Origin of the sequence: Streptomyces sp. NRRL B-1347 (assembly GCF_000720325.1) — a bacterium.
Classification (GTDB): domain Bacteria; phylum Actinomycetota; class Actinomycetes; order Streptomycetales; family Streptomycetaceae; genus Streptomyces.
In genome coordinates, this window is sequence record NZ_JOJM01000003.1 from 58,532 (window position 1) to 81,425 (window position 22,894).

The 22,894-nt window shown below is 74.3% G+C and carries 19 protein-coding genes and 1 pseudogene; 6 read left to right on the plus strand and 14 right to left on the minus strand.

The window, feature by feature from the left end:
* Positions 1–42 precede the first annotated feature (42 nt).
* The 9 genes from IG74_RS0102730 to IG74_RS45430 form a co-directional block, all read right to left on the minus strand.
* Positions 43–510: a MarR family winged helix-turn-helix transcriptional regulator gene (locus IG74_RS0102730; RefSeq protein WP_030668931.1), complete on the minus strand. Its 468-nt coding sequence runs from the start codon at positions 508–510 to the stop codon at positions 43–45.
* A 70-nt stretch (positions 511–580) separates the two neighbouring features.
* Positions 581–1,891 carry a glycosyltransferase gene (locus tag IG74_RS45425; protein WP_324607484.1) on the minus strand — a complete coding sequence of 437 codons (1,311 nt, stop codon included), beginning with the start codon at positions 1,889–1,891 and terminating at the stop codon, positions 581–583.
* A gap of 131 nt (positions 1,892–2,022) precedes the next feature.
* Positions 2,023–2,925, minus strand: coding sequence for a glycoside hydrolase family 19 protein (locus IG74_RS0102740; protein WP_030668934.1), 903 nt, complete (start codon positions 2,923–2,925; stop codon positions 2,023–2,025).
* A gap of 199 nt (positions 2,926–3,124) precedes the next feature.
* On the minus strand, positions 3,125–3,688 hold the full coding sequence (locus IG74_RS0102745; protein ID WP_030668938.1) for a 3'-5' exonuclease: 564 nt from the start codon (positions 3,686–3,688) through the stop codon (positions 3,125–3,127).
* Between the two features lie 62 nt (positions 3,689–3,750).
* On the minus strand, positions 3,751–4,383 hold the full coding sequence (locus IG74_RS0102750; RefSeq protein ID WP_030668942.1) for an isochorismatase family protein: 633 nt from the start codon (positions 4,381–4,383) through the stop codon (positions 3,751–3,753).
* Positions 4,384–4,442: 59 nt separating this feature from the next.
* Complete coding sequence (locus IG74_RS0102755; RefSeq protein ID WP_051854476.1) at positions 4,443–6,101, minus strand: (2,3-dihydroxybenzoyl)adenylate synthase; 1,659 nt, start codon at positions 6,099–6,101, stop codon at positions 4,443–4,445.
* On the minus strand, positions 6,098–7,360 hold the full coding sequence (gene dhbC / locus IG74_RS0102760; RefSeq protein WP_078868531.1) for an isochorismate synthase DhbC: 1,263 nt from the start codon (positions 7,358–7,360) through the stop codon (positions 6,098–6,100). Before dhbC ends, IG74_RS0102755 begins: the two co-directional genes overlap by 4 nt.
* 132 nt (positions 7,361–7,492) lie before the next feature.
* Complete coding sequence (locus IG74_RS0102770) at positions 7,493–8,314, minus strand: 2,3-dihydro-2,3-dihydroxybenzoate dehydrogenase (RefSeq protein WP_030668949.1); 822 nt, start codon at positions 8,312–8,314, stop codon at positions 7,493–7,495.
* A gap of 205 nt (positions 8,315–8,519) precedes the next feature.
* A complete protein-coding gene (locus tag IG74_RS45430; protein ID WP_037824322.1) occupies positions 8,520–9,770 on the minus strand; it encodes a hypothetical protein in 1,251 nt (416 codons plus the stop codon).
* Between the two features lie 356 nt (positions 9,771–10,126).
* On the opposite strand from IG74_RS45430, the pseudogene IG74_RS45435 reads away from it, so the two are divergent.
* The 3 genes and pseudogenes from IG74_RS45435 to IG74_RS0102790 form a co-directional block, all read left to right on the plus strand.
* A pseudogene (locus IG74_RS45435) lies at positions 10,127–10,414 on the plus strand (fructosamine kinase family protein); the annotation flags it as partial.
* Between the two features lie 118 nt (positions 10,415–10,532).
* On the plus strand, positions 10,533–11,120 hold the full coding sequence (locus IG74_RS52655; protein WP_051854477.1) for a hypothetical protein: 588 nt from the start codon (positions 10,533–10,535) through the stop codon (positions 11,118–11,120).
* A 79-nt stretch (positions 11,121–11,199) separates the two neighbouring features.
* Positions 11,200–14,433: a BTAD domain-containing putative transcriptional regulator gene (locus IG74_RS0102790; protein WP_030668958.1), complete on the plus strand. Its 3,234-nt coding sequence runs from the start codon at positions 11,200–11,202 to the stop codon at positions 14,431–14,433.
* Here IG74_RS0102790 and IG74_RS0102795 read toward each other — a convergent pair.
* The 4 genes from IG74_RS0102795 to bla form a co-directional block, all read right to left on the minus strand.
* A complete protein-coding gene (locus IG74_RS0102795; protein WP_030668960.1) occupies positions 14,417–15,178 on the minus strand; it encodes an ABC transporter permease in 762 nt (253 codons plus the stop codon). The two genes, IG74_RS0102790 and IG74_RS0102795, sit on opposite strands and share 17 nt — an antisense overlap.
* On the minus strand, positions 15,175–16,113 hold the full coding sequence (locus IG74_RS0102800) for a daunorubicin resistance protein DrrA family ABC transporter ATP-binding protein (RefSeq protein ID WP_030668963.1): 939 nt from the start codon (positions 16,111–16,113) through the stop codon (positions 15,175–15,177). The genes IG74_RS0102795 and IG74_RS0102800 overlap by 4 nt, the downstream gene beginning before the upstream one ends.
* Before the next feature lie 146 nt (positions 16,114–16,259).
* Positions 16,260–17,900: a penicillin-binding transpeptidase domain-containing protein gene (locus IG74_RS0102805; RefSeq protein WP_030668965.1), complete on the minus strand. Its 1,641-nt coding sequence runs from the start codon at positions 17,898–17,900 to the stop codon at positions 16,260–16,262.
* A gap of 20 nt (positions 17,901–17,920) precedes the next feature.
* Complete coding sequence (gene bla / locus IG74_RS0102810) at positions 17,921–18,862, minus strand: class A beta-lactamase (RefSeq protein ID WP_030668968.1); 942 nt, start codon at positions 18,860–18,862, stop codon at positions 17,921–17,923.
* Between the two features lie 163 nt (positions 18,863–19,025).
* Between bla and IG74_RS0102815 the strand changes: the two genes are divergently transcribed.
* Together IG74_RS0102815 and IG74_RS0102820 are read left to right on the plus strand one after the other, a co-directional pair.
* Complete coding sequence (locus IG74_RS0102815; RefSeq protein ID WP_234334189.1) at positions 19,026–20,054, plus strand: LysR family transcriptional regulator; 1,029 nt, start codon at positions 19,026–19,028, stop codon at positions 20,052–20,054.
* A complete protein-coding gene (locus tag IG74_RS0102820) occupies positions 20,051–20,953 on the plus strand; it encodes a serine hydrolase (RefSeq protein ID WP_030668973.1) in 903 nt (300 codons plus the stop codon). Before IG74_RS0102815 ends, IG74_RS0102820 begins: the two co-directional genes overlap by 4 nt.
* Before the next feature lie 5 nt (positions 20,954–20,958).
* Here the strand turns inward: IG74_RS0102820 and IG74_RS0102825 are convergent, their stop codons facing one another.
* Complete coding sequence (locus IG74_RS0102825) at positions 20,959–21,942, minus strand: helix-turn-helix transcriptional regulator (RefSeq protein ID WP_030668976.1); 984 nt, start codon at positions 21,940–21,942, stop codon at positions 20,959–20,961.
* A gap of 145 nt (positions 21,943–22,087) precedes the next feature.
* Between IG74_RS0102825 and IG74_RS0102830 the strand changes: the two genes are divergently transcribed.
* Complete coding sequence (locus IG74_RS0102830) at positions 22,088–22,846, plus strand: NIPSNAP family protein (RefSeq protein ID WP_030668979.1); 759 nt, start codon at positions 22,088–22,090, stop codon at positions 22,844–22,846.
* Positions 22,847–22,894 lie beyond the last annotated feature (48 nt).

The following is a 22,894-nucleotide window of genomic DNA, read 5'->3' on the forward strand; positions in this document are numbered from 1 at the left end:
GGCCGGAGGGGCCGGGCCGGGCGGCCCGGCCCCTCCGGCCCGTCAGGCGGTCTTCCCGCCCGCGTTGCGGATCAGCTGCTGGAGCACCTTCACCGTGGTGACGTAGTCGGCGTCGTCGATTCCCTGGTGGAGGGCGGCGCGGATCGCGGGGGCGTTGCGCTTGAGGTCGACGCGGGTCCGCTCCCCCTCCTCGGTGAGCCACAGCCGGCCGTCGGCGTCCCGGGTCAGCCAGCCGCGCTCCAGGAGCACATCGGCCTCCGCCGCCAGATCGTCCTCGGGCCGGATGTAGGAGGCCATGGCGTCCTGCAGCTGGGGCACGGTCATCCCCTGCCCGTCGGGCGAGAGGTCGTTCTCCGACAGGTTGCGCAGCAGCCAGAACTGGGGCTGGGTGTAGCCCTTCTCCTCCTGCCGGGCCCGGGTGAACGCGATGAGCGCCTCGTAGGCGAGACCGGTCACGTATGCGGCGGGCTGTCCGGCGAGCTGAGCGTCAGTGATCTGCTGGTTCGACATGGTGTGTCCCCTCCCGTTGCTGTGGTGCGAGGCCCGCACTCCGTGCCGGCCATGGGGAGAACGTATGACCTCAAGTTTGCTTGAGGTCAAGCGGACGATCTTCCGGAGCGCGGCTCAGGGGACGCGGGCGCCGTGCTCGCCGCTCTCGATGCGCTGGAGCAGGTCCCGTACAGGACCGACGGCGTCCTCGGCGGCCAGGCGGCCTGCCACAAGGCGCGCGCTCCCGGTGGCCGGGGTCCCCCGTCGCCCGGATCAGGGCGTCGGTGAGGCGCTGGGTGGTCAGCCTGCGCAGGGGCAGCGGGTACGGGGCCGTGCCCAGGGCCGTGAGGCGGTCGGCCCAGAACATCTCGTCGAACTGGACGGGCACGGGCACGGCGGGGACGCCCGCGCGCAGGCCCGCGGCGGTCGTGCCCGCGCCGCAGTGGTGCACGACGGCGGCGGTGCGGGGGAAGAGCAGGCGGTGCGGGACGTCGTCGATGGTGAGCATGTCGTCGCCGGTGGCGGACAGGCCCGCCCAGCCGCGCTGGATCACGCCGCGCAGGCCCGCCGCGCGCAGGGCGCTCACGACCTGGCCGCAGAGGCGGGCCGGGTCGGGGACGGTGGCGCTGCCCAGGCCGACGTAGACCGGGGCGGGACCGGCGGCGAGGAAGTCCTCGAGTTCTGCGGGCAGTTGGTCCTGGACGTCGTGCGGCCACCAGTAGCCGACCACGTCGAGGCCGGGGCGCCAGTCGGCGGGGCGGGCCACGACCTGCGGGCTGAAGCCGTACAGGACCGGCCAGCCCTGCCGTTCGCGGGCGCGGCGCGCGGCCCCGACGCCGAGCGGCGGCAGGCGCAGCCGCTCGCGCGCCTCCCGGGCGGCCCGGGTGAAGATCTGCTCGATGAGGGCGCTGACCGCGTACCCGGCCAGGCGGTTGCCCACCGGGCCGAGCGAGCGCACGGTGGCCAGCGGGGGCGCGAACGCGCGCGTGGCGTGCATGGGCTGGAGATTGACGCCGACGCTCGGCAGCTTCAGGCCCTCGGCGACGGAACAGCCCAGCGGGGCCACCACACCGGCCAGGACCAGCACGTCGCTGTCCTCGGCCACCTCGATGAGGCTGTCGGTGAACTGCCCCACGACGGCCCTGCCCATCGACATGGCCCGCAGCAGCTTGCCCACGCCGGTGCCGCTGCGGTGCAGGCCCTGGCCGCGCTCGGAGTGCAGCTCCGCCCGCGGGTCGACGGGCAGCGGGTGGAAGCGGACGCCGGAGCCCCGCGTCAGGGGCTCGAACATGTCGTGCGTCACCAGGGTCACGTCGTGCCCGGCCCGGACGAGGCCCGCGCTGAGGCCGGTGAACGGGGCGACGTCGCCCCGGGAGCCCGCTGTCATCATCGCAACCCGCACGGCGGCCAGTATGGGTGCACGACGAGCCGGCGCGAGCCGGAACGCGCGGAGAACGACGCGATCGCGCTGGTTCTCCGCAGGCCCGAGCCGCTGCGCCCCGTGCCGGCGGGGCGCGGCGGCTCGGGATGATGTCAGCAGCTCAGATTGTCGCCCGGGGTGGTGCCGAGGATCTGGACGAACTGCTGGTAGCGGTTGATCCGGCTCTGCACTTGGGCCGGATTGCCGCCGTTGCACTCCAGGGTGCCGTTGATGCTGCGGATGGTCTCGCCGAAGCCGTGGCCGTCGACGATGGCCTGGTGGCCCGTCACCTTGCCCGGGCCCTTCTGGGTGTTCCAGTACCACAGGCCGGTCTGCCATGCCACGGACGGATCGCGCTCGACCAGCCAGGGGTTGTTCAGCAGGTCGAGGCCGAGCGCCTCACCCGCGGCCTTGTAGTTGAAGTTCCAGCTCAGCTGGATGGGGCCGCGCCCGTAGTACGCGTCGTTGCCCGCGGGACAGCCGTAGGGCTGGGTCTTGTCGCAGTAGTGCGGGTAGTTCGCCTGGTTCTGCTCGACGACGTGGACGAGGCCGCCGGTCTCGTGGCTGACGTTGGCGAGGAAGGCCGCGGCCTCGCGCTTGCGCACGGTGTCGCTGCCGGTCTTGGTGAACTCCGGGTAGGCCTTCAGCGCGTCGACCAGGCCCTGGTAGGTGTAGAAGGGCTTCCTGTTCGGGAACATCTGGTCGAACTGGGCCTGGCTCACGACGAAGCCGCCCGGGTCGGGGTTCCCGCCACCCGTGCCGCACTCCCCCTTGTCCACCCAGACTCCCCACTCGCCGGTGGTGCCGGGGGTCTCGCCCCGGGTCCACCACTTGGCCTGCCAGTTGCGCTTCCCGTGCGACACGGTGGAGCCGTTGGTGTAGACCGACCCCGAGTCCCAGGCGGTGGCGCAGGCGGGGGCCGCGGCCGGGGCGGCGGCCGCGGTCGACGCGGGAAGCAGGGTGGCCAGGAGGGCCGCGACGCCGGTGGCCGCCGAGGCCGCGAGCAACGGCCGCAGCCGCCGCGCGCGTTCGCGGAACCGGGCGGTGACACCTCTTCTTGGCTTGCGCTCGTTCAATCTCTTCACTCCTCGATGCGGCAGCGAGCCACGCTGGGGGGCCGAGACGGACTGGGGCGCAGTCAACCCGCCTTGGTCTATACCAGTCAAGGTGTAGACCAGTGGGAAATTCTTGAACTCCCCTTGGCACTCCCTTGGTTCACGGCCAGCTCCCGGCTCCCACGAGACCGACGACGAGCGCCGCGATGTTCCAGGCATCGTCCTCGCCCCGGTGGTGCCGGCCTTCGAGGGGCAGCCCGGCGATGCGCAGGGCCTGCGCCATGCCGGGGCGTTTGCGCAGTCCGTGCGCGGCCGTGAAGACGGCCTTGGCGTTGATGTGGCGCGCGCCGAACGGGTAGGGCGTGCCGGTGGCCCGGCACTGCCGGGCGAACTGGCGGCGGTCGTAGTCGCCCCAGCTCGCCCAGGCCCTGACCCCGGCCCGGTGCTCGGCCGCGAGGAGTCGGCAGGCGTCGGTGAAGGGGACGCCCGCGTCGACCTCGTGCTGTCTGAGGCCGGTCAGTTCCGTGCAGAAGTCGCTGACCGTGGAGCGCTCCGGGCGTACGAGGACGCGGTGCCGGGCGACGCGTCGCCCGGCGGCCAGGTCGACGACGGTCAGGCCGATCTCGATGATCTCGCTGACCGCGCCGGGCGGCGGTGAGCCGGGCCAGCACGTGGCCTCGACGTCCACGACGTTCAGGAGGTGGTCGGTGCCGTTGCTGTCCATGGCGGGGAGCCTAGGGACCGACGCACCTGCGAAGCATCTGAAATTCAGGGGCGCGTCGGTGGTCAGGCGCCCTTCAGGACCTCGTCCGTGGTCGTGACCACGGCGCAGCGGCCCGCGGCCCAGCGCAGGGCCATGGCGTGGTCGTCGGCGGAGAAGTCGGCCACGGCGTCGGCGACCACGAAGGCCTGGATGTCGCGCATCCAGGCGTCGCACGCCGTCATCAGGACGCCGATGTGGGCGTAGACGCCGGTGATGACCAGCTGGTCACGGCCCTGGGCGCGGAGGTCGTCCGCGAGGGACGTCCGGACGAACCCGCTGTACTTCCACTTCGTGAGGACCTGGTCGCCGGGGCCCGGGGCGACGGGTCCCGCGATGGCCGCCGCCTGCGGGTCGTCCGGCAGGCCCGGGCCCCAGAAGTCCTGCTGGAGGCCGCGTTCGGCCGGGGTCTGGCCGCCGGGCTGCGCGGTGTAGACGACGGGGATGCCGACGGAGTTCGCGCGCTCCTTCAAGGCGCTGACGTTGCGCAGCAGTTCGGGCACCGGCGCGGCCCCGGCGTCGTACGCGGACAGGAAGTAGTTCTGCAGGTCGTGCACGAGGAGCACGGCGCGGGCCGGGTCGACCTTCCAGTCGACGCGGTTGGCGGGCAGGTCCGCGGCGACGGGCATGGGGTAGGGCGTGATGGTGGGCAGGGCCATGGTGCGGTGCGTTCCGTCCGGGTGTGGGTCAGTGGGTCGGAGGTGAGGGGCCGGGCCCGTCAGGGCGTGGCGGGCCGTTCGGCGGCCGCCGCTCTGAGGTCCTTCTTGGAGATCTTGCCGACGCCGGTCTGCGGGAAGGCGTCCACGAACTCGACGCGGTCGGGGACCTTGTACGCGGCGAGGCCCCGCTCGCGCACGAAGCGCTTCATCGCGAAGGGCTTCAGCGGCTCGGCTCCGGGCCGCAGGATCACATAGGCGCAGGTGCGCTCGCCGAGGTACGGGTCGGGCTCGCCGACGACGTTGGCGTCGTGGACGGCGGGGTGGGCCAGGAGGTGGTTCTCGACCTCCTCGGCCGCGATCTTCTCGCCGCCGCGGTTGATCTGGTCCTTGGCGCGGCCCTCGACGACCAGGTGGCCGGTGTCGGTGAGGCGGACGATGTCACCGGTGCGGTAGAAGCCGTCCGCGGTGAAGGAGCGCGCGTTGTGCTCGGGGGCGTTCCAGTAGCCGCGGATGGTGTACGGGCCGCGGGTCAGGAGGTGTCCGGTGGAGCCGGGCGGCAGGTCGTCGTCCGCGTCGTCGACGACGCGGATCTCGTCGTCGGGGGAGATCGGCCTGCCCTGGGTGGTGACGATGACTTCCTCGGGGTCGTCCAGGCGGGTGTAGTTGACCAGGCCCTCGGCCATGCCGAACACCTGCTGGAGCGTGCAGCCGAGGGCCGGACGGACGCGCCGGGCCGCTTCCTCGCTGAACTTGGCGCCGCCGACGAGGAGGACGTCGAGGCTGCTCAGGTCGTGGGCGGTGGTGGCGGCGGCCTGGGTCCACAGCAGGGCGAGCGGCGGCACCAGGCCGGTGAGCGTGACGCCTTCGCGCGCGATGAGGGAGAAGGCGGTCTCGGGGTCCGGGCTCGGGCTGAGCACGACGCGGGCCCCGGCGTACAGGGCGCCGAGCGTTCCGGGCGACGACAGCGGGAAGTTGTGCGCGGCCGGGAGCACGCACAGGTAGACGCTGTGCTCGTCGACGCCGCACAGCTCGTTGGAGCCGCGCAGGGAGTAGATGTAGTCGTCGTGGGTGCGCGGGATCAGCTTGGGCACGCCGGTGCTGCCGCCGGACAGCTGGAGGAAGGCCAGGTCCTGCGGCGCGGGCGCGGGCAGCTCCGCGGGGCCTTCGCCATCGGCGCGCACGTCGTCCAGGGCCGTGCACTCCCCCGGTTCGCCCTGGGCGACCCACACGTGCCGCAGCGTCGGCACCTCGGCGCGGACGGTCGCGGCCAGGGCGCGGTAGTCGTAGCCCCCGTGCTCGGCGGCGATGACGTAGGCGGCGGCCTCGGTGAAGCGGCAGAAGTAGGCGATCTCCGTCTCGCGGTGCGCGGGCAGCGCGAAGACCGGCAGCGCGCCGATCCGGAAGAGGGCGAAGACCACCTCGAAGAACTCGGCGATGTTGGGGAGCTGGACGACGACGCGGTCGCCGGGCTCGATGCCGCGGGCGAGCATCCCGGCGGCGAGCCGGTCGGCGCGCGCGTCGAGTTCGCCGTACGTCCAGCGGCGGTCGGTGGCGGGGTCGACGATCGCCGTCCGGTCCGGGTGGGCCGTGGCGCGCTCGCGCAGCATGGTCCCGAAGGTCTCGCCGCGCCACCATCCGGCCGCGCGGTAGCGGGCGGCGAACTCCTCGGGCCAGGTGGGCGTCCGGGGCCCCGCGGTCGGGGGCGTCTCGGTGGTCACAGCTCGGCCCCCACGGCGGCGAGGAACGTACGGAACTTCGCGGCGGTCTCCGCGGTCTCCGCCGCCGGCTCGGACGCGGCGACGACGCCCGCGCCCGCGTACAGGCGCAGGGAGTTCCGCTCGGCCTCCGCGCAGCGGATGGTGACGACCCACTCGCCGTCGCCGGAGGCGTCGCCCCAGCCGACCATGCCGGTGAAGAAGCCGCGGTCGAAGGGCTCGCTCTCGCGGATGACCTCGCGGGCGGTGTCGGTCGGCGTGCCGCACACGGCCGGGGTGGGGTGCAGGGCGCAGGCGAGTTCGAGCGCGGAGGTCCCCGGCCGCGCGAGGGTGCCGGTGACGGTGGTCGACAGGTGCCACATGGCGGCGGTGCGGATCAGAGTGGGCGCGGCGGGGACGGTCATGTCGGCGCAGTACGGGGCGAGCGCCTGGTGGACGGCGTCGACGACGACGGCGTGCTCGTGCAGGTCCTTGGAGGACCGCAGCAGGGCCGCCGCGCGGCGCACGTCCTCGGCCAGGTCGTCGCTGCGCGGGATGGATCCGGCGAGCGGGTTGGCGACGACCTGCCGGCCGCGCCGTGACACGAGGAGTTCGGGGCTGGCGCCGATGAGGGTGCGCTCGGGGCCCGTGGGCAGCGCGAAGGTGTAGCCGGTGGGGTCGCGGCGGGCCAGGCGCTGGAGCATCGCGGCGATGTCGACCGGCTCCGCGCTGTCGGGGGTGTCGAGTTCGAGGGTGCGGGCGAGCACCACCTTGCTGAACTCGCCCCGCCACATGCGGTCGACGGCGGCGCCGACGGCCGCGCCGTAGTGCTCGGGCGCGGGCACCTGGCGGATGCGCCAGTCGGCGGCGGCCGGTGCCTGGGCGGGCAGGGCGACGAGCGGGTCGGCGGCCAGCGGCGGCGCGGTGTGCAGGGCGACGGGCACGGCGAGCGCCGCCGGTGCGCCCTGGTCGAAGGGCACCGCACCGATGACGACGGGCGCGTCGGCGCCCGCTTCCCTGGCGGCGGCGAGGGTGTCCGCGACGCGTGCGGCCAACGGTCTTTCGTCGTGCGGCACTTCGCTGTGGACGCCCTGTCCGAGCAGGGTCCGGGTGGGGGTGCCGAGGAAGCGGGCACCTGGCGCGTAGTCCGCGAGGAGCGCGGTGGCGGCCCCCACGGCGGGATGCGCCGGGTCGGCTTCCACCGTCCGGCGGGCCGGGTCCGCTGCCCTGGTGGGGGCGGCCGGGGCCGGGACGTGCGTGGCGACATCGGGTGCCGTCGACACGAGGGTCTCCGTTTCTCTCACGGTCCGTGGGCGTGCGGGCGTACGGACACGGTGGGCGTGGGTGTGCTGTTGAAGAAGGAGGGCGTTGTGGCGGTGGGGACAGGGGGCCGATGGGGCCGGTGCGGCGGCGCGTCAGCGGAGCGTGGCGCCGCCGTCGACGTAGAGCTCCTGCATGGTGATGTGGCGCGCCCGGTCGGAGGCGAGGAAGACCACGGCGTCCGCGATGTCCCGGGGTTCCGCGATCCGGCCGAGCGGGATGCCGGTGCGGTACGTGGCGGGGTCGCCGTCGATGACCCGCTGCGGGGCGGCCTCGTCGGTCCACAGGGCGCGTTGCATGGCGGTGTCGGTGGAGCCGGGGGCGACGACGTTGCACCGCACGCCGCTGCGGGCGAGCTCCAGGCCGAGGCACTTGGTGTACATGGCGGCCGCGGCCTTGGACGCGGCGTAGGCGGCCATGCCGGTGCGGGGCACCCCGGCGGCGTTGGAGCCGACGGTGACGACGCAGCCCCGGCCGCGCGCGGCCATCCCCGGGGTGACGGCGCGTGCGGTGTGGAGGACGCCGCTGGTGTTCACGGCGAAGGTGTCCGCCCAGTCGGCGTCGGTGAGTTCGGCGGCGGGTCCGGGGCGGAGGATTCCGGCCACGTTCACGAGGATGTCGAGCGGGCCGTGCGCGCGCTCGGCCGCCGCCACCACGGCCTCGACGGACGCGGCGTCGGTGACGTCCATGACCTCGGCGGTGACGGTGCCCGCGCCCCCACCCCACCGGGCCGGGTCCGCGGCCCAGTCGGCGGCCAGCGCCTTGACGCCGTCGGCCGTGCGGTCGGTGGCCACCACATGGGCTCCCTCGGCGGCGAGCGCCTCGGCGACCGCCGCTCCGATGCCCTGACCCGCCCCGGTGACCAGGGCGGTTCTGTCGGCTAGCGCGGCGCGGGCGCCGGGTATGTGGTCAGGCATGGGCGACTCCCCCCGTATCGGTTAGGTAAGCCTAACCTAATACAGCCACAGTGATCACCCAACATCCCCTCGCACCCGAGAGCAATATTTGGTTAGGCTAACCTCACTACCGCTCGACGCGATAGGCGGGAACGCCGAAAAGTCTCCGCCGAAAGGCCCACGCGCCAAGGGAAGTTCATGGACGCCCCGGCGCCCTGAGGGGTGGTCACACGGCGGCCAGCCGGGGATAGCGGCGCGTGATCGCCGCGAGCCCCGGATCCGCGCAGGCCCCTTCGACGAGCAGGGCCAGCTGGCCGCGCCCGGCGTGGCGGGCGAAGTCCGGGCCCGCGTCGCGGTACGCGGCACAGCAGGCGGCGAACTCCTCTTCCGTACCAATGACGATGTCCGCCAGGTACGCCGCGGCGCCCTCCGCCGACAGGGGCTCGGCGCCGAGGCGGGCGACCGTCATCGCCTTCGTACGCTCCAAGAGCGGGGCGAAGAAGTCGGCGTACTCCTTGGCTCGGTGGGCGTCCGGGACGATGACGTGGACGCCGCCGCCCCCGCGGGCCGTGCGCCCGGCGTCCCGCGAGCCGAGCGCGTACAGGTGGCTCACCAGGAAGAGCGCGGTCAGTTTGGCGTGGCCGCGCAGCTGCCGCACCGGCCGCTCGTCGCCCTCGCACAGCGCAAGCGCGGCCGCGACGTCGGCGTCCCGCGGCGGTCGGGACAGGCTGATCAGGCCGTAGGCGGCGGCGAAGGATCTGCGGTGCACGTCCGCGGAGAAGTCGTCGCCCCTGAGCGCCTGGGCGGGCCCTGAGGAGCGGACCGAGGTGAGCCGCGCCGGGCCGAGCGCCACCCTGCGCGCCCCGACCAGCGTGAGCAGCACGTCGAGCGGAAAGGGCTTGCTCACGTCCAGGAGCGTCGTCACGGCGACCAGGACGTCCCCCGACTCCCGCACCGCGTCGGCGATCTCGGCGTCGATCGGGACGTCGTGCCAGGCGTGCAGGACGGCGCCGTCGTACCGTACGTCGACGGAGATCCGGTCCCCGTCGAGCGCGGCGGACAGGGCCGGGACCACGGGCGGCCGCCGTGACGGGAAGTCAAGGACGAGCCCCAGCAGGACGAAGGGGTCGAGCGTGGCCACGCGCCAGCCGCTGTCCGCGGCCCTGCGCAGCAGCGCGCACTCGTACGACGGGTTCACCAAGAAGGTCGGCACGCCGCCCGGGGGCAACAGCACGCAGCCCGCCCGCCACGACAGGAGCGGCTGCTCGGCGGCCGCGGCGGACGGCCGGTCCTGCCAGCCCGGGCGGCGGCAGCGCGGGTGGTGCAGCGAGGCGGCGGCGAAGCCGTCGTCCGCCGCCACTTCCAGCGCGGCCGCCGTCCACCGCCCGAGCGGCTCGCCGCAGCTCTGGCAGTCGACCGGCCACAGCCCTGCCTTGAGGTCGGCGATGACGCGCGGGCCGAGCCGGCCCTTCGTCACCGCGTCGGTCCGTAACCGGGAAACCGCCATCGGCCCGCCCCGTCCTGTGTCGACGTCGTCGGTCGGCACGCACACGGGCGACGGGGTCCGGGGCGGATGCCCGTCCCCCTCCGGCAGGCGTCCGCCGTCGGACCCCGTGCCTCGTCCCTGTGCGCCGTCGCAGTGTCCTGCGCGGGGTTCGGGAGGGGTCCCGCGCGCAGCGGGGCGCGAGGGGGCGGCGGGCGCGGCCGTTGGAAGCGCCCGCGCTCGCGCGTTCAGGCGGCCACGGCCGGGCGCAGCACCCGCTCGCACCACGCGCGGAAGGTCGTCGGGCTCGCGGTCGACGGGGTGCGGGGCACGCCCTCGTCGAGGCCTTCCTCTGGAACGGCAACGTCCTGTGGGGCGCCGACGGACACGTCTGGCTGATCGACCCGGCGGCCCACGGCGGACACCGCGAGACCGACCTCGCGATGCTGGACCTGTTCGGCTGTCCGCACCTGGAGCGGATCCTCGACGGCTACCAGCGGGCGGCGCCGCTCGCCGACGGCTGGCGGGACCGCGTCGGCCTGCACCAGCTCTTCCCGCTCCTCGTGCACACCGTGCTCTTCGGCCGCGGCTACGCCGACGGGGCCCTGACCACGGCACGGGCGGCCCTGATGCGCTGAGCCTCACCCGTGGGGGGGCGTGGGCATCACTCGTCCGCTTCTCCTCGGGGCCGCGGCGCAGCATACTGGTGGTGTGGACACTGCAGCGTCGGCCGATCAGCCGCGCCGAGACGAAGGCTTGTCCGAGCGGCGAGAAGTTCTCCTGCGCGAGCGTGAGGAGGCCGCCGACGAACGGGAGCGCGCCGCCGACGCGAGAGAAGCCGCGGCGGACGAGCGCGAACTCCGCGCCGACGCACGCGACGCCGCGGCGGAGGCACGCGAAAGCAGTGCTGACGTGCGCGACGAAGCCGCCAACACCCGCGAGGCCGCCGCCGACCTGCGCGACGCCGAGGCGAACGAACGCGACCGCGTCGCCGACGTGCGCGAGGCCGCCGCGAACGCCCGCGAAGCCGCCGCCGACGCACGCGAGGCCGACGCGGACGAGCGCGAACGCGACCTCGACGCCCGCGAGGGAAGAGCCGACCGACAGGGGCGGGCCCTACGCGAAGTAGTGCCCGCCGAGCGGCAACGGTCCTACGAACACATCGCACGGGCCCAGGCCCTGATCGCCTCCAGCGAGGCCAGACTGCACCGCAGCGCGGCGGCCCTGCGCCGCGCTGACGCCCACGACACCCGCGAGCAGCGGGCCATCGACCAAGAGATCGTCGCCTCCGCGCACCGGGCAGCCTCCGAAGGCCATCAGCTCGGCCCGGAGAAGGCCTCGTAACGCCCGGACCAGCGGCGGTCGGACTCCGGCCCGCACCCTCGCACCGATCACCCGGCCGTGAGCATGGCAAAATCACCGGGTGCAGATCGGGATGCTGGGTCCACTGGAGGTTCGCACGGACGACGGCGTCGTGGCCGACGTGCCGGGCGCACGGTTGCGCGGGCTGTTGGTCGCCCTCGCCCTCACACCGGGGCGCGTGGTCCCGAAGGCGTCGCTCGTCGACTGGATCTGGGGCGAACACCCGCCCGCCGACGCGACCAACGCCCTGCAACGCCTGGTGTCCCGGCTGCGGAAGCTGCTCCCGGACGGCGTGATCGAGGGCCAGCCCGACGGCTACCGACTGCGCATCGAGCCCGACGCCGTCGACGCCGTGCGGTTCGAACGCCTCGTCGCCGCGGGCCAGGCCCGCGCCGAGGACACCTCCCGGCGGGTACGGCTCCTGCGCGAGGCCCTCGGCCTGTGGCGCGGGGCCGCCATGCAGGACGTCGGCCTCCAGGACAGCGAAGCGTGCGACGGCGCCGCCGTACGGCTCGAAGCACTGCGCCTGAACGCCACGGAGGAGCGCGTCGACGCGGAGGTCGCCCTCGGGCACGGCGCGGAGCTGGTCACGGAGCTGACCGATCTGGTGGCCGCGCACCCGGTGCGGGAACGGCTCGTCGCCGCCCTGATGCGCGCCCTGGTCGCGGCCGGTCGCGACAGCGAGGCGCTGCAGGCGTACCAGCGCGCGCGGGAGGCCCTGGCCGACGCGCTCGGCGTCGACCCCTCGCCGGACCTGGCCGCGCTGCACGTCGCGCTGTTGCGGGGCGAGCTGGAGCGCGGCGAGCCGAAGCCGGAGCGGCGTGAGGCGGGCCGCAGGACCAATCTGCGCGCCGAGCTGACCACGTTCGTCGGCAAGGGCGCCGACGTCGCCGCGGTCCGCGAACTCGTCGCCGAGCACCGGCTCACCACCCTGATCGGGCCGGGCGGCGCGGGCAAGACCCGGCTGGCAACGGAGACCGCGCGCACCCTCCTCGACGACGTGCCGGACGGGGCCTGGCTGGTGGAGCTCGCCGCCGTCGGCCCGGACGGCGACGTGGCACAGGCGACGCTCGCCGCGCTCGACCTGCGGGACACCCTGCTCGGCGAGTCGCCGAACGCGGAGCTGACGGACCGGCTCGTCGCCGCGATCCGCGAGCGGGACGCGCTGCTGATCCTGGACAACTGCGAGCACGTGGTCGAATCCGCCGCGGTGTTCGCCCACCGACTGCTCGGGGAGTGCAGGCGGCTGCGGATCCTGGCGACGAGCCGGGAGCCGCTCGGCATCACCGGCGAGGCGCTGTGGCCGGTGGAGCCGCTGGCCCTGCCGGAGCAGGACGCGGACCCGGGCGCGATCGAGTCCTCGCCCGCCGTCCGGCTGCTGCGGGACCGGGCCGGGGCGGTGCGCCGTGACCTCGCGGTCGACGCCCCGACGCTGGCGACGATGGTGCGCGTGTGCCGGGCCCTCGACGGGATGCCGCTGGCGATCGAGCTGGCCGCGGCCCGGCTGCGCACCATGTCCTTCGACCAGCTCGCCCACCGGCTCGACGACCGGTTCCGCCTGCTGACCAGCGGCAGCCGCACCGCGCTTCCGCGCCACAAGACGCTGCGCGCGGTCGTCGACTGGAGCTGGGAGCTGCTCACCGGGCCCGAGCGGGCGGTCCTGCGCAGGCTCTCGGTGTTCACGGGCGGGGCGAGCCTGGAAGCGGCCGAACGGGTCTGCGCGGGCGCGGACCCCGTAGGCACAGACGCAGACATGGACGCAGAGGCAGAGGCCGCCGCAGGCGCCGCCGTCACCGTCGTCGAGCAGGAGCAGGTCCTGGAGCTGCTCACGTCGCTGACGGAGAAGTCGCTGGTGCGCGCCGAGAGCGACGGGCGCTACCGCATGCTCGGCACGATCAAGGAGTACGCCGGGCACCGCCTGGCCGAGGCCGGTGAGGCGGAGCGGACGCGCCGCGCGCACCTGGCGTACTGCACCGAACTCGCCGAGACCGCGGAGCCGCATCTGCGCCGCGCCGAGCAGTTGGAGTGGCTCGCCGTGCTGCGGGCCGAGCACGACAACATCGGCGCGGCGATGCGCGGCGCGCTCGCGGCGGGCGACGCCCAGGCGGCGATGCGGCTCGCGGCGGGCGCGGGCTGGTACTGGTGGCTCAGCGGGCACAAGACCGAGGGCATCGAGCTGATCACGGCGGCCACCAGGACGCCCGGCGAGGTCAGCGACGGGTTCCGGGCCACGGCGTACGCCCTGGGCTCGATGTTCGTGACCTCGGGCCTCGGCGACGAGCACTCGGCCGCGGAGTGGATCCACCAGGCGTACCGGTTCAGCCTCGGCGGCGGGGACGGCCGGCACCGGCACCCGGCGATCGGGCTCGTCGCCCCGATGGAACGCATGCTGCGGGAGCCCGGCGCGTTCCTGCCCGCGTGGGAGGCGCTGCTCGACGACGAGGACCCCTGGGTGCGCGCCCTCGCCCGGCTGCACCTGGGCAAGATGCGCATCGTGCTCGGCCACAAGGGGCAGGACGCGGACCCGTACCTGGAGCGGGCGCTCACCGAGTTCCGGGCGCTCGGCGAGCGGTTCGGGATCTCGTTCGCCCTCAGCGAGCTGGCGGAACGGAGCGCCGTGCGCGGCGAGTTCGCCGCCGCGTGCGCGTACTACGAGGAGGCGATCGCGGTCGTCACCGAGATCGGCGCCGCGGAGGACGTCATCCGGCTGCGGTCGCGGCAGGCGCAGCTGTACTGGCTGCACGGCGACGAGACCGCGGGGGCGGCCGCCCTCGCCGAGGCCCAGCGGTGCGCGGAGGGCGTGACCTGGCCCGGCGCCCTCGCCCTGCTGGCCCTCGCGAAGGCGGAACTCGCCCGCTGGGACGGCCGGGCCGACGAGGCACGGCAGCAACTGAGCCTCGTAGCAGCGGTGTTGGGCAACGAGGCGGAGCAGGCGAGCATCCGCGCGGTGACGCACGACCTGCTCGCCTACCTCGCCGACGACCTCGAAGAGGCGCGTGCGCACCGCGCGGCGGCCTGCGCGGCGGCCTCCGCATCGGGGCACGCGCCGCTGGTGGCGCAGGTGCTCGTCGGGGTCGCGGACCTGGCCCTGCGCCGGGACGAGCACGAGCAGGCCGCACGGCTGCTCGCGGCGAGCACGGAGGTGCGCGGGCTGCCGGACCGCTCCCACCCGGACGCGGAGCGGATCGAACGGGAAGCGCGGAGCCGCCTCGGCGACGCGCGGTTCGCCGAGGCGGCTCGGGAGGGGGCGGGGACCGACTGGTCCGACCTTGTCGGGGTCACGCTCGCTTCTTGAACGTGGCGACCGCCCAGGCGTAGCCGACGAGGGCGAGGGCGAGGCACCAGGCGACGGCCGCGAGCGCGTCGCCGGTCGACGGGTCGCCCGCGAGGAGGCCGCGCAGCGTCTCGATGATCGGGGTGAAGGGCTGGTACTCGGCGAACTGCCGCACGCCCGCCCCCATCGTGTCCGCGGGGACGAACGCGCTGCTCAGGAACGGCAGCATGATCAGCGGCACGGTGGCGAGGCCCGCCGACTCCGCGCTCTTCGCGGCCAGGCCGAGGGCGACGGTGAGCCAGCTGGCGCCGAAGGTGAGCAGGACGACGAGACCGAGCACGCCGAGCCAGTCGAGGGCGCTCGCCGCCGGGTCGAAGCCCATGGCGAAGGCCACGCCGACGATGGCCGCGTTGGCCACCAGGCAGCGCACGGTGGTGACGACGACCTGGCCGGTGAGGACCGCGCCCCGGGACACGTCCATGGCCTTGAAGCGGTTGATGATGCCCTTCGCCATGTCGTCGTGCACGGCGGCCGCGGTGGACCCCAGGCCGTAGCTGACGGCCATGACGAGCATGCCCGGCGTCGCGTAGTCGACGTAGTCGTCGCCGACGGAGAAGGCGCCGCCGAAGACCTTGACGAACATGAGCATGATCACGATCGGGAACAGGACCGCGTTGAAGAGCACCAGCGGGTTGCGCAGAGTGTGCTTCAGATTGCGGCGCAGCATGATCGTCGAATCGGCCAGGGCCGTCGTGACAGTACTCACTGGGAGATCGCCTCCGTGGACGGGCGCCCGGTCAGGGCGAGGAAGACATCGTCGAGGTCCGGCGTGTGCACGGAGAACTCCTGGGCGTTGACCGCGTGCTGGTCGAGCCGGTCGAGCAGGGCCCGCAGCGACTTCGACTCGCCGTCGCCGGCCACGCGGAGGATCAGCTCCTGCTCGTCCCTGGCGGCCCCGGGCAGGATCCGCGCCGCCGCGTCGAGTGCGGGCCGGTCGGTGAACCGGAGCCGGACGTGGGTGCCGGGGATCTTGCGCTTGAGCTCGTCGGGGGTGCCCTGGGCGACCAGACGGCCGTGGTCGAGCACGACGATCCGGTCGGCGAGCTGGTCGGCCTCCTCCAGGTACTGGGTGGTGAGGAAGATGGTGGTGCCCTCGGCCACGAGCTCGCGGACGATGCCCCACATGGTGCGCCTGCTGCGCGGGTCGAGGCCCGTCGTCGGCTCGTCGAGGAAGATGATCCGCGGCCTTCCGACCAGGGTCATCGCCAGGTCCAGCTTCCGGCGCATGCCACCGGAGTAGGTCGCGGCCATCTTGTCCGCCGACTCCACCAGGTCGAACCGCTCCAGGAGGTCCGCGACCACCCGGCCGCCGGAGCGCACCCGCTTCAGGTCCGCCATCAGCTGGAGGTTCTCGCGGCCCGAGAGCAGCTCGTCCACGGCGGCGAACTGCCCGGTCACGCCGATGGCAGCGCGCACCTGCCTGGTCGCGGTCGCCACGTCGTGCCCGGCGACGCGGACCGTCCCCGCGTCGGGGGTGGCCAGCGTCGCCAGGACGTTCACCGTCGTCGTCTTGCCCGCCCCGTTCGGGCCGAGCATGGAGAAGACCGATCCCTCGGTGACGTCGAAGTCGATGCCGTCCAGGACGACCTTGTCGCCGTACGTCTTGCGCAGCCCCGAGACTGCGATTGCCGAACTCTTCATGCCCCCACCGTCGCGGTCGGGCCTGTCACCCCCTTGTCACCTCCCTGACACGAGCGCTGACACGGCTGTCACGACGGGGCGGACGTCGCGGCTTTCACCACGGGCCGGGCCTCGCGACTGTCGCCTCGGGGCATGCGTCACGGCCGTCAGGAAGGATCGGAGTCCACGGCGGCGAGCACCTCCTTGACGACGGGCCCCGCGGAGGCGCCGCCCGTGCGGCCCTTCTCGACGACGACGGCGAGGGCGACGTTGCCGCGGTGGGCGACCATCCAGCCGTTGTTCGGGGTGCCTTCGGCGACCTCGGCGGTGCCGGTCTTGGCGCCGACCGCGCCGGGCAGCCCCGCGAGCCCCCGTGCGGTGCCGTCGGTGACGGTCGTCCGCATCAGGGCCCGCAGCCGGGTGACGACGTCGCGGGGCAGGTCCTCGGTCCTGGTCGTGTCCTTCTGGCCCCGGGTGAGGGTGGGCTGGTGGAAGGTGCCGGACGCGGCGGTGGCCGTCACCGACGCCATCACCAGCGGGTTGGCGAGGACGCGGCCCTGCCCGATCATGGCCGCGGCCTTCTCGGTCTCGTCCCGGGGCGCGGGCACGGCCCCGTCGAAGGTCGGCACGCCCGTGCGCCACCGCTGCCCGATGCCGAAGTACCGCTCGGCGACGTCGCCGAGACCGTCGTCGGCGAGCTTGCCCCGCAGGCTGATGAACGCGGTGTTGCAGGACTCGGCGAAGTCCTCGCGGAAGCTGGCGCCGCGGTGCTCGGACTTCTCCACGTTGTGGAACTGCTTGCCGACGGTGAGGTAGCGGGGGCAGTCCACGGTGTCGCCGGGCTCGACGGCGTCCTTGAGGAGCAGCGCGCCCGTGGTGACGATCTTGAAGGTGGAGCCGGGTGCGTAGGTGCCGGACAAGGCCCGGTTGAAGCCGGTGGCCGGGGAGTTGGCCACGGCCAGGATCTCGCCGTTGTCGATCCGCAGGGCGACGAGCGCGGCGGCCTTGCCCTTGGCCTTCGCCGCGAGGGCCCGCTCGGCGGCGGACTGCCAGGCGGGGTCGAGGGTCGTGGCGACCGGGCCCTTCGGAGCCTCGGCGCGCTTGCCGCCGAAGGTGGCCTCTGTGCCGGTGACCGCGCCGCTGGCCCGGTCGACGCGGTGGATCGCGCCGCGGGGCCCGGCCCCGGCGGCGCCGGACAGCTGGGCCAGGACGGGGGTGAGGGACGGATGGGTGTCGCCGGACAGCGCCGCCCCGCTCCGGTCGTTGACCCGGACGCCGGAGGCGTCCTCGCGCTCCAGGCGGAACTTGTGCGTGTCGCTCAGCCTCGGGTGGACGACCGACAGCTTCCAGTCCACGGCCCAGGTGCCGTCGCCCCGCTCGCGCAGGGGCAGTTGGGAACGGTACGTCCAGGTGCCGAGGCCGGTGACGGGCATCTTGGCGGTGAAGGGGACCGTCACCGTGCCGTCCTCGCCCGCCGTCGCCTCGCCCGCCCGCAGAGCGGGCTTGCCGATGTCGAGCCCGGCGGTGAAGTTGCGCAGGACGCGCTCCGCCTGCTCGGGGCTCGACGTCAGCCGGGCCGCCCGCGCCAGACGGCCCGCCGACCAGTCGGCGAGGAACGCCCGCGCCTTCGCACCGGCCTCGGGCGCGGCCTGCGGCTCCTTCGGCGCGAAGGGCCCGAGCTCCGCGGCGTACGCCGTACCGGCGGCGAGGGCGACGGCCACGCCCGCCGCGACGGCCACCCGGACCTTGCGGGCCTTGCGGGCAGGTGCTCCGCGGCCGTAGGTGGTAGTTCCTTCGGTGTCGTTCATCAGCGGCTCCCTGGTGGCGGCTACGACAGCGAACCGGCGACCACGGACGCGGCCTCGGCGATCAGCTTGTCGTCGGGGGCGGCGTCCTTGTCGCCGCGGTGCGACAGGATCGCCACGACGAGGGGAGCCGCGTCGGGGCGCCACACGACGGCGATGTCGTTGCGGGCGCCGTAGTAGCTGCCGGTTCCCGTCTTGTCTCCGACCACCCAGTTCTTGGGGACCCCGGCCTTGATGACGTGGTCCCCGGTGGTGTTGGTCTTCAGCCACGTGGCGAGCTGGGCGCGCTCGGGCTCGGCGAGGACGTCGCCGAGCACGTACGCGCGCAGGTCCTTCGCCAGGGCGCGCGGCGTGCTGGTGTCCCGCTTCTCGCCCGGCACCCACCGGCTCAGGAACGGCTCGACGCGATCCATCCGGGTCACGTCGTCGCCGATCCGCTCGAGGGCGGCGTCCAGGCCCTTGGGGCCGCCGAGCTTGTCGAACATCAGGTTCGCCGCGGTGTTGTCGCTGTAGCGGACGGCGGCGTCGCACAGCGCGCGCAGGGTCATGCCGGTGTCGACGTGCTTCTCCGTGATCGGAGAGTTGGCGATCAGATCGTCCTTGGAGTACTTCACCACCTGCTCAAGCCCGTCCGGTGCGTACTTGCGCAGGATCTCCGCCGCGGCCAGGGCCTTGAAGGTGGAGTTGTACGCGAAGCGGCGGCTGTCGTTGTACGCCACCTCGCGGCCGGTGCCGGTGTCGAGTGCGTACACACCGAGCCGCGCGTCGAACTTGCGCTCCAGCTTCTTGAAGGCGCGGGCGTACGAGGCGGGGTTCCCCTTCGGCGCGGACTTCTCCGGCCGCTCTGCGGGCGACCGCTCGGCCGCCGATGCCGTGGCCTCGCCCTGGCCGCACGCCACCAGCGGGACGAGCACGAGGGTGGCGAGAGCGCCGAGGGCGGCGCGCCGGACGCGGGAGTGCTGCATGGTCAACCTCCAGGGAGCCCCGCGGGCGGGGCACGGGGAACGGGGCGTGACGCCCCGTCCCGACGTGTGGTGATCAGTGCCGGGACCACCCTCGCCCCGTGCTCCCATGCGGTCCAATACGCTTACGCGCGGTTTCATGCTGTTCTGGCATAGGGTGCGGGCTGTGGATCTCGTAGGAGCGTGCCGGGCGTTCGTCAGCGTCAGCGAGCGCGGCAGTTTCACCGTGGGTGCCGCGGCCGCGCGGATGTCCCAGTCGGTGGCCAGCCGCCGCGTCGCCGCGCTCGAGGAGCGCTTCGGCGAGCCGCTGTTCGAGCGGACCTCGCGGCGCGCCGTCCTCACCCCCTTCGGCCGGGACCTGCTGCCGACGGCCAGGCAGCTCGTGCAGGCCGCCGACGTGCTGCTCAGCGAGGCGGAGGCCGCCCACCGCAAGCCGTGGCGGCTCGCGGTGCCGGGGATCTGCCCCACCGCGGCCCTGGCCCGCCTGGTCGCCGAGGCGCGCGAGCACGGCGTCACGCTCGACCTGCGCGTCGCCCCGCCCGCGCAGCGCCGGGAGCTGATCCACGCCCAGCAGGTGCGCGCGGCGCTGCTCGCGGTGCCCGCCGACGAGGCCGTGTGGTCCGTGCCCCTCGGCCTCGCCACCGCACGGGACCCCGGCGTGCGGCGCGTCTATCTGGAGACGCTGCGGCTCGGCCGCGGCACGACAGGGCCGGCCCGCCGCGTCTGGATCCAGCCGGAGGACGACGTGCCGCACATCCGCGACCCGCTGACACGGCTGCGCGACGCGCTGGGCCTGCGCCCCGCCCAGCTCGTCGCCGCCGCGGACCTGACGAGCGCCGCCGCCGAGGCCCTGGGCGGCCACGACCTGCTCCTGTGCTCGCCCGCGCAGGCCGCGGAGCTCGGCCTGGTCTGGCGGCCCATCGGCGAGCTCGCGCTCAGCCGGGGATTCGCCCTGACCGCCGCGGCGGACGGCAACCCGCGGCATCTGCGGGCACGCCTGGGCGAAGCCATCGGCCGCTGCCTCGGCGCGGACGTCCAGGCGGTCCCCGCGGACACCCGGGCAGCCGCCAGGGACACCGGGACGGCCACAGCGGACGTCCGGCCGGACACCGCGGGCGGCCGGACGACCGCACCAGAGATCCAGACGATCCGTGCGCGCATCCGGCCGACCGCCGCGGAAGGGAAGACGACGTGAACACCGAGGCCCTCCTGCGCGACCTGCGCCAAGAGCTGCGCGACGGCGGCCTGCACGGCTGCTTCCTCGTACGCGACCTCCACACCGGGGACGAACTCGGCCTCGAACCCGACACGCAGCTGCCCGCCGCGTCCCTGGTCAAGATCCCGCTCGCCCTCGCCACGGCGGAGCGCATCCGGCGCGGCGAGCTCGACGGGGCGACGGCCCTGGACGTACAGCCCGGCCGGATCACCACGCCGGGCCCCACCGGCGTGAGCCGCTTCCGCCATCCCGCCCGCATCGCGATCGACGACCTGCTGTACCTGAGCACGTCCGTGAGCGACGGGGCGGCCGCCGACGCGCTGTTCGACCTCACGCCGCCCGCCCGCGTCGCCGCCGTCCTCGACGACCTCGGCCTGCGCGGCTTCTCCGTACGGCACGACACGCGCGAGCTGTCCGACACCCCCACCGAGCGCTTCGCCGCCGCGCAGGTCCACCTCGCCCACGCCCTGGCCATCGACGCGGGCACCAGCGGCCGCGGCCACCGGCTGCCCCAGCTCGACACGACCCGCGCCAACACCGGCAGCGCCCGCGCGTACGTCGACCTGCTCCAGGCCCTGTGGACGCCGTCGGCGATCCATCCGGAGGTGGCCGGGCGCGTCCGCGAGCTCATGGGCAACAACCTGATCCGGCACCGGCTCACCCCGGACTTCAGCTCCGACGCGACGACCTGGTCCTCCAAGACCGGCACCCTCCTCAACCTGCGCCACGAGGTCGGCGTGGTCGAGCACGCCGACGGCCAGGCCTTCGCCATCGCCGCCCTCACCGAGTCCCTGGTCCCGGCGGGCGCCCAGCCGGGTGCCGACGCCCTGATGGCCCAGGTCGCCCGCGCCCTGCGGGACCATCTGCGGCAGCTGTAGCGGCGTCAGCCGACCACCCCGTACGTCCGGGCGAGCGCGCCCGCGGTCGCCGCCATCGCCTCGCGCAGCGCCGCAGGGGCGACGGCCTCCACGTCGGCGCCGAGCCGCAGCAGCTCGCCGAGGGCGTGCTCCACGCCCTCGATCGGAATGTCCGCCTCCACCCAGCCCTCGTCGCCGACCTCGCGCGCGGTGGCGTCGACGGCCCGCACCACCTCCGGCGGCACGTTGTCCGGCAGCCGCCGACGCCCCCGCGGGGAGAGCCGCACGGTGGCCGTGCCGGTGTACCGCCGCCGCTGGAAGTCGTCGACGTAGGAGGCCCAGTGGGCGCCGAGGTCGAAGTCCTCCGGCCGCTCGAACCGCTCGTCGGCCGGTACGGCGTCCAGGACTTGGGTGACCCGGTAGGTGGCGACGCGGCCCTCCGCCCGGGCGGCCACCACGTACCAGACACCGGACTTGAGCACGAGGCCGTAGGGGCGCAGCCGGTGGCGCACCTCCTGCGGCGCGCGCCAGCGGCGGTAGCGCACGTCCACCGCGCGCCGGGTGAGCACCGCGTCGACGAACAGCGGCAGGTACGGCGTCTCCTCCGGCTCCCGGTACCAGCTGGGCGCGTCCACGTGGAAGACCGCCGCGGTCCGCTCCGCCGCCGCGCGCGGCCCCTCGGGCAGCGCGGCGAGCAGCTTGAGCCGTGCGGCCGCCGCCTCGTCGCCGAGGCCCAGGTCGGCGGCGGGGCCGGGGAGCCCGGCGAGGAACAGGGCCCGCGCCTCGCCCTCACTCATGCCGGTGAGGCGGGTGCGGTAGCCGTCGAGCAGCTGGTAGCCGCCCCCGCGGCCCGGCTCGGCGTACACCGGGACCCCGGCGGCCTGGAGCCGTGTCAGATCGCGGTAGGCGGTGCGCACCGACACCTGAAGCTCGTCGGCGATCCCGCGCGCGGACATGCGGCCGCGGGACTGCAACAACAGCAGCACCGAAAGCAGTCGACTCGCAGACATCCGCGCATCCCCCCGCTGACAGACGTGCGGGCATCCTCCCGCTGACACACATTCGCATCCTCCCGCGAAACCCTGACAGCCCCTGGCACGCCCCTCCCCTACCGTCGGCCCGCACCCGCTTCCCGCTCACCTGCCAGGAGCCCTGATGCCCCACGCCGAATCCGCCGATCGCCCCTGCGTGATCGAGTTCCGCCAGTACACGCTCCGCCCCGGGCGCCGCGACGACCTCATCGAGCTGTTCGACCGGGAGCTGGTCGAGACCCAGGAGGACACCGGGATGGTCGTCCTCGGCCAGTTCCGCGACCTGGACGCCCCGGACCGCTTCGTGTGGCTGCGCGGGTTCCGCGACATGGCCACGCGCCACCGGGCGCTGACGTCGTTCTACGGGGGTCCCGTCTGGGCCGAGCACGGGCCGCGGGCGAACACCACCATGGTCGACTCCGACGACGTCCTGCTGCTGCGCCCGCTCTCCGGAGAGAGCGGCGGGAGCGGCCTCGCGCTGCGCCCGTCGGACCGCCCCGGGCGCCGCGCGGCCGCGCCGGACCGCTTCGTGTCCGCCACCGTCTGGTCCTTCCCGCCCGGTCGGGACGCGGGCGTCGAGCTGGTCCGGGACGGGCTGCTGCCTGCTCTGGAGGCCACCGGGCCCGCGCCCCTCGCCGCCCTCACCACCGAGACGGCCCCCAACACCTTCGCCCGGCTTCCCGTGCGCACCGGGGAGAACGCCGCCGTCGTCATCACGTCGTACGCGGACGAGGCCGCCTGCCGCCGCCATCTCGCCGCCGTACAAGCCGAGGCGCTCGTCCGGGACGAGATCCTGCCGGGCATCGAGCGGGAGCAGACGGCTCCCCCGCACCTGCTGCGGCTCGCGCCCACGGCCCGCTCGCTCATCGGGACCGCGGCCTGAGGGCCGCCCACACCGGAGTCCCTCGAACTGGAAGGCGTCGAACTCAAC

Excerpts from the sequence above, each read along its gene's own strand:
- IG74_RS0102730 (WP_030668931.1), bottom strand. The coding sequence starts at position 510 with ATGTCGAACCAGCAGATCACTGACGCTCAGCTCGCCGGACAGCCCGCC.
- IG74_RS0102745 (WP_030668938.1), bottom strand. The coding sequence starts at position 3,688 with ATGGACAGCAACGGCACCGACCACCTCCTGAACGTCGTGGACGTCGAG.
- IG74_RS0102750 (WP_030668942.1), bottom strand. The coding sequence starts at position 4,383 with ATGGCCCTGCCCACCATCACGCCCTACCCCATGCCCGTCGCCGCGGAC.
- IG74_RS0102770 (WP_030668949.1), bottom strand. The coding sequence starts at position 8,314 with ATGCCTGACCACATACCCGGCGCCCGCGCCGCGCTAGCCGACAGAACC.
- IG74_RS0102800 (WP_030668963.1), bottom strand. The coding sequence starts at position 16,113 with ATGAAGAGTTCGGCAATCGCAGTCTCGGGGCTGCGCAAGACGTACGGC.
- IG74_RS0102805 (WP_030668965.1), bottom strand. The coding sequence starts at position 17,900 with ATGAACGACACCGAAGGAACTACCACCTACGGCCGCGGAGCACCTGCC.
- bla (WP_030668968.1), bottom strand. The coding sequence starts at position 18,862 with ATGCAGCACTCCCGCGTCCGGCGCGCCGCCCTCGGCGCTCTCGCCACC.
- IG74_RS0102825 (WP_030668976.1), bottom strand. The coding sequence starts at position 21,942 with ATGTCTGCGAGTCGACTGCTTTCGGTGCTGCTGTTGTTGCAGTCCCGC.
- IG74_RS0102830 (WP_030668979.1), top strand. The coding sequence starts at position 22,088 with ATGCCCCACGCCGAATCCGCCGATCGCCCCTGCGTGATCGAGTTCCGC.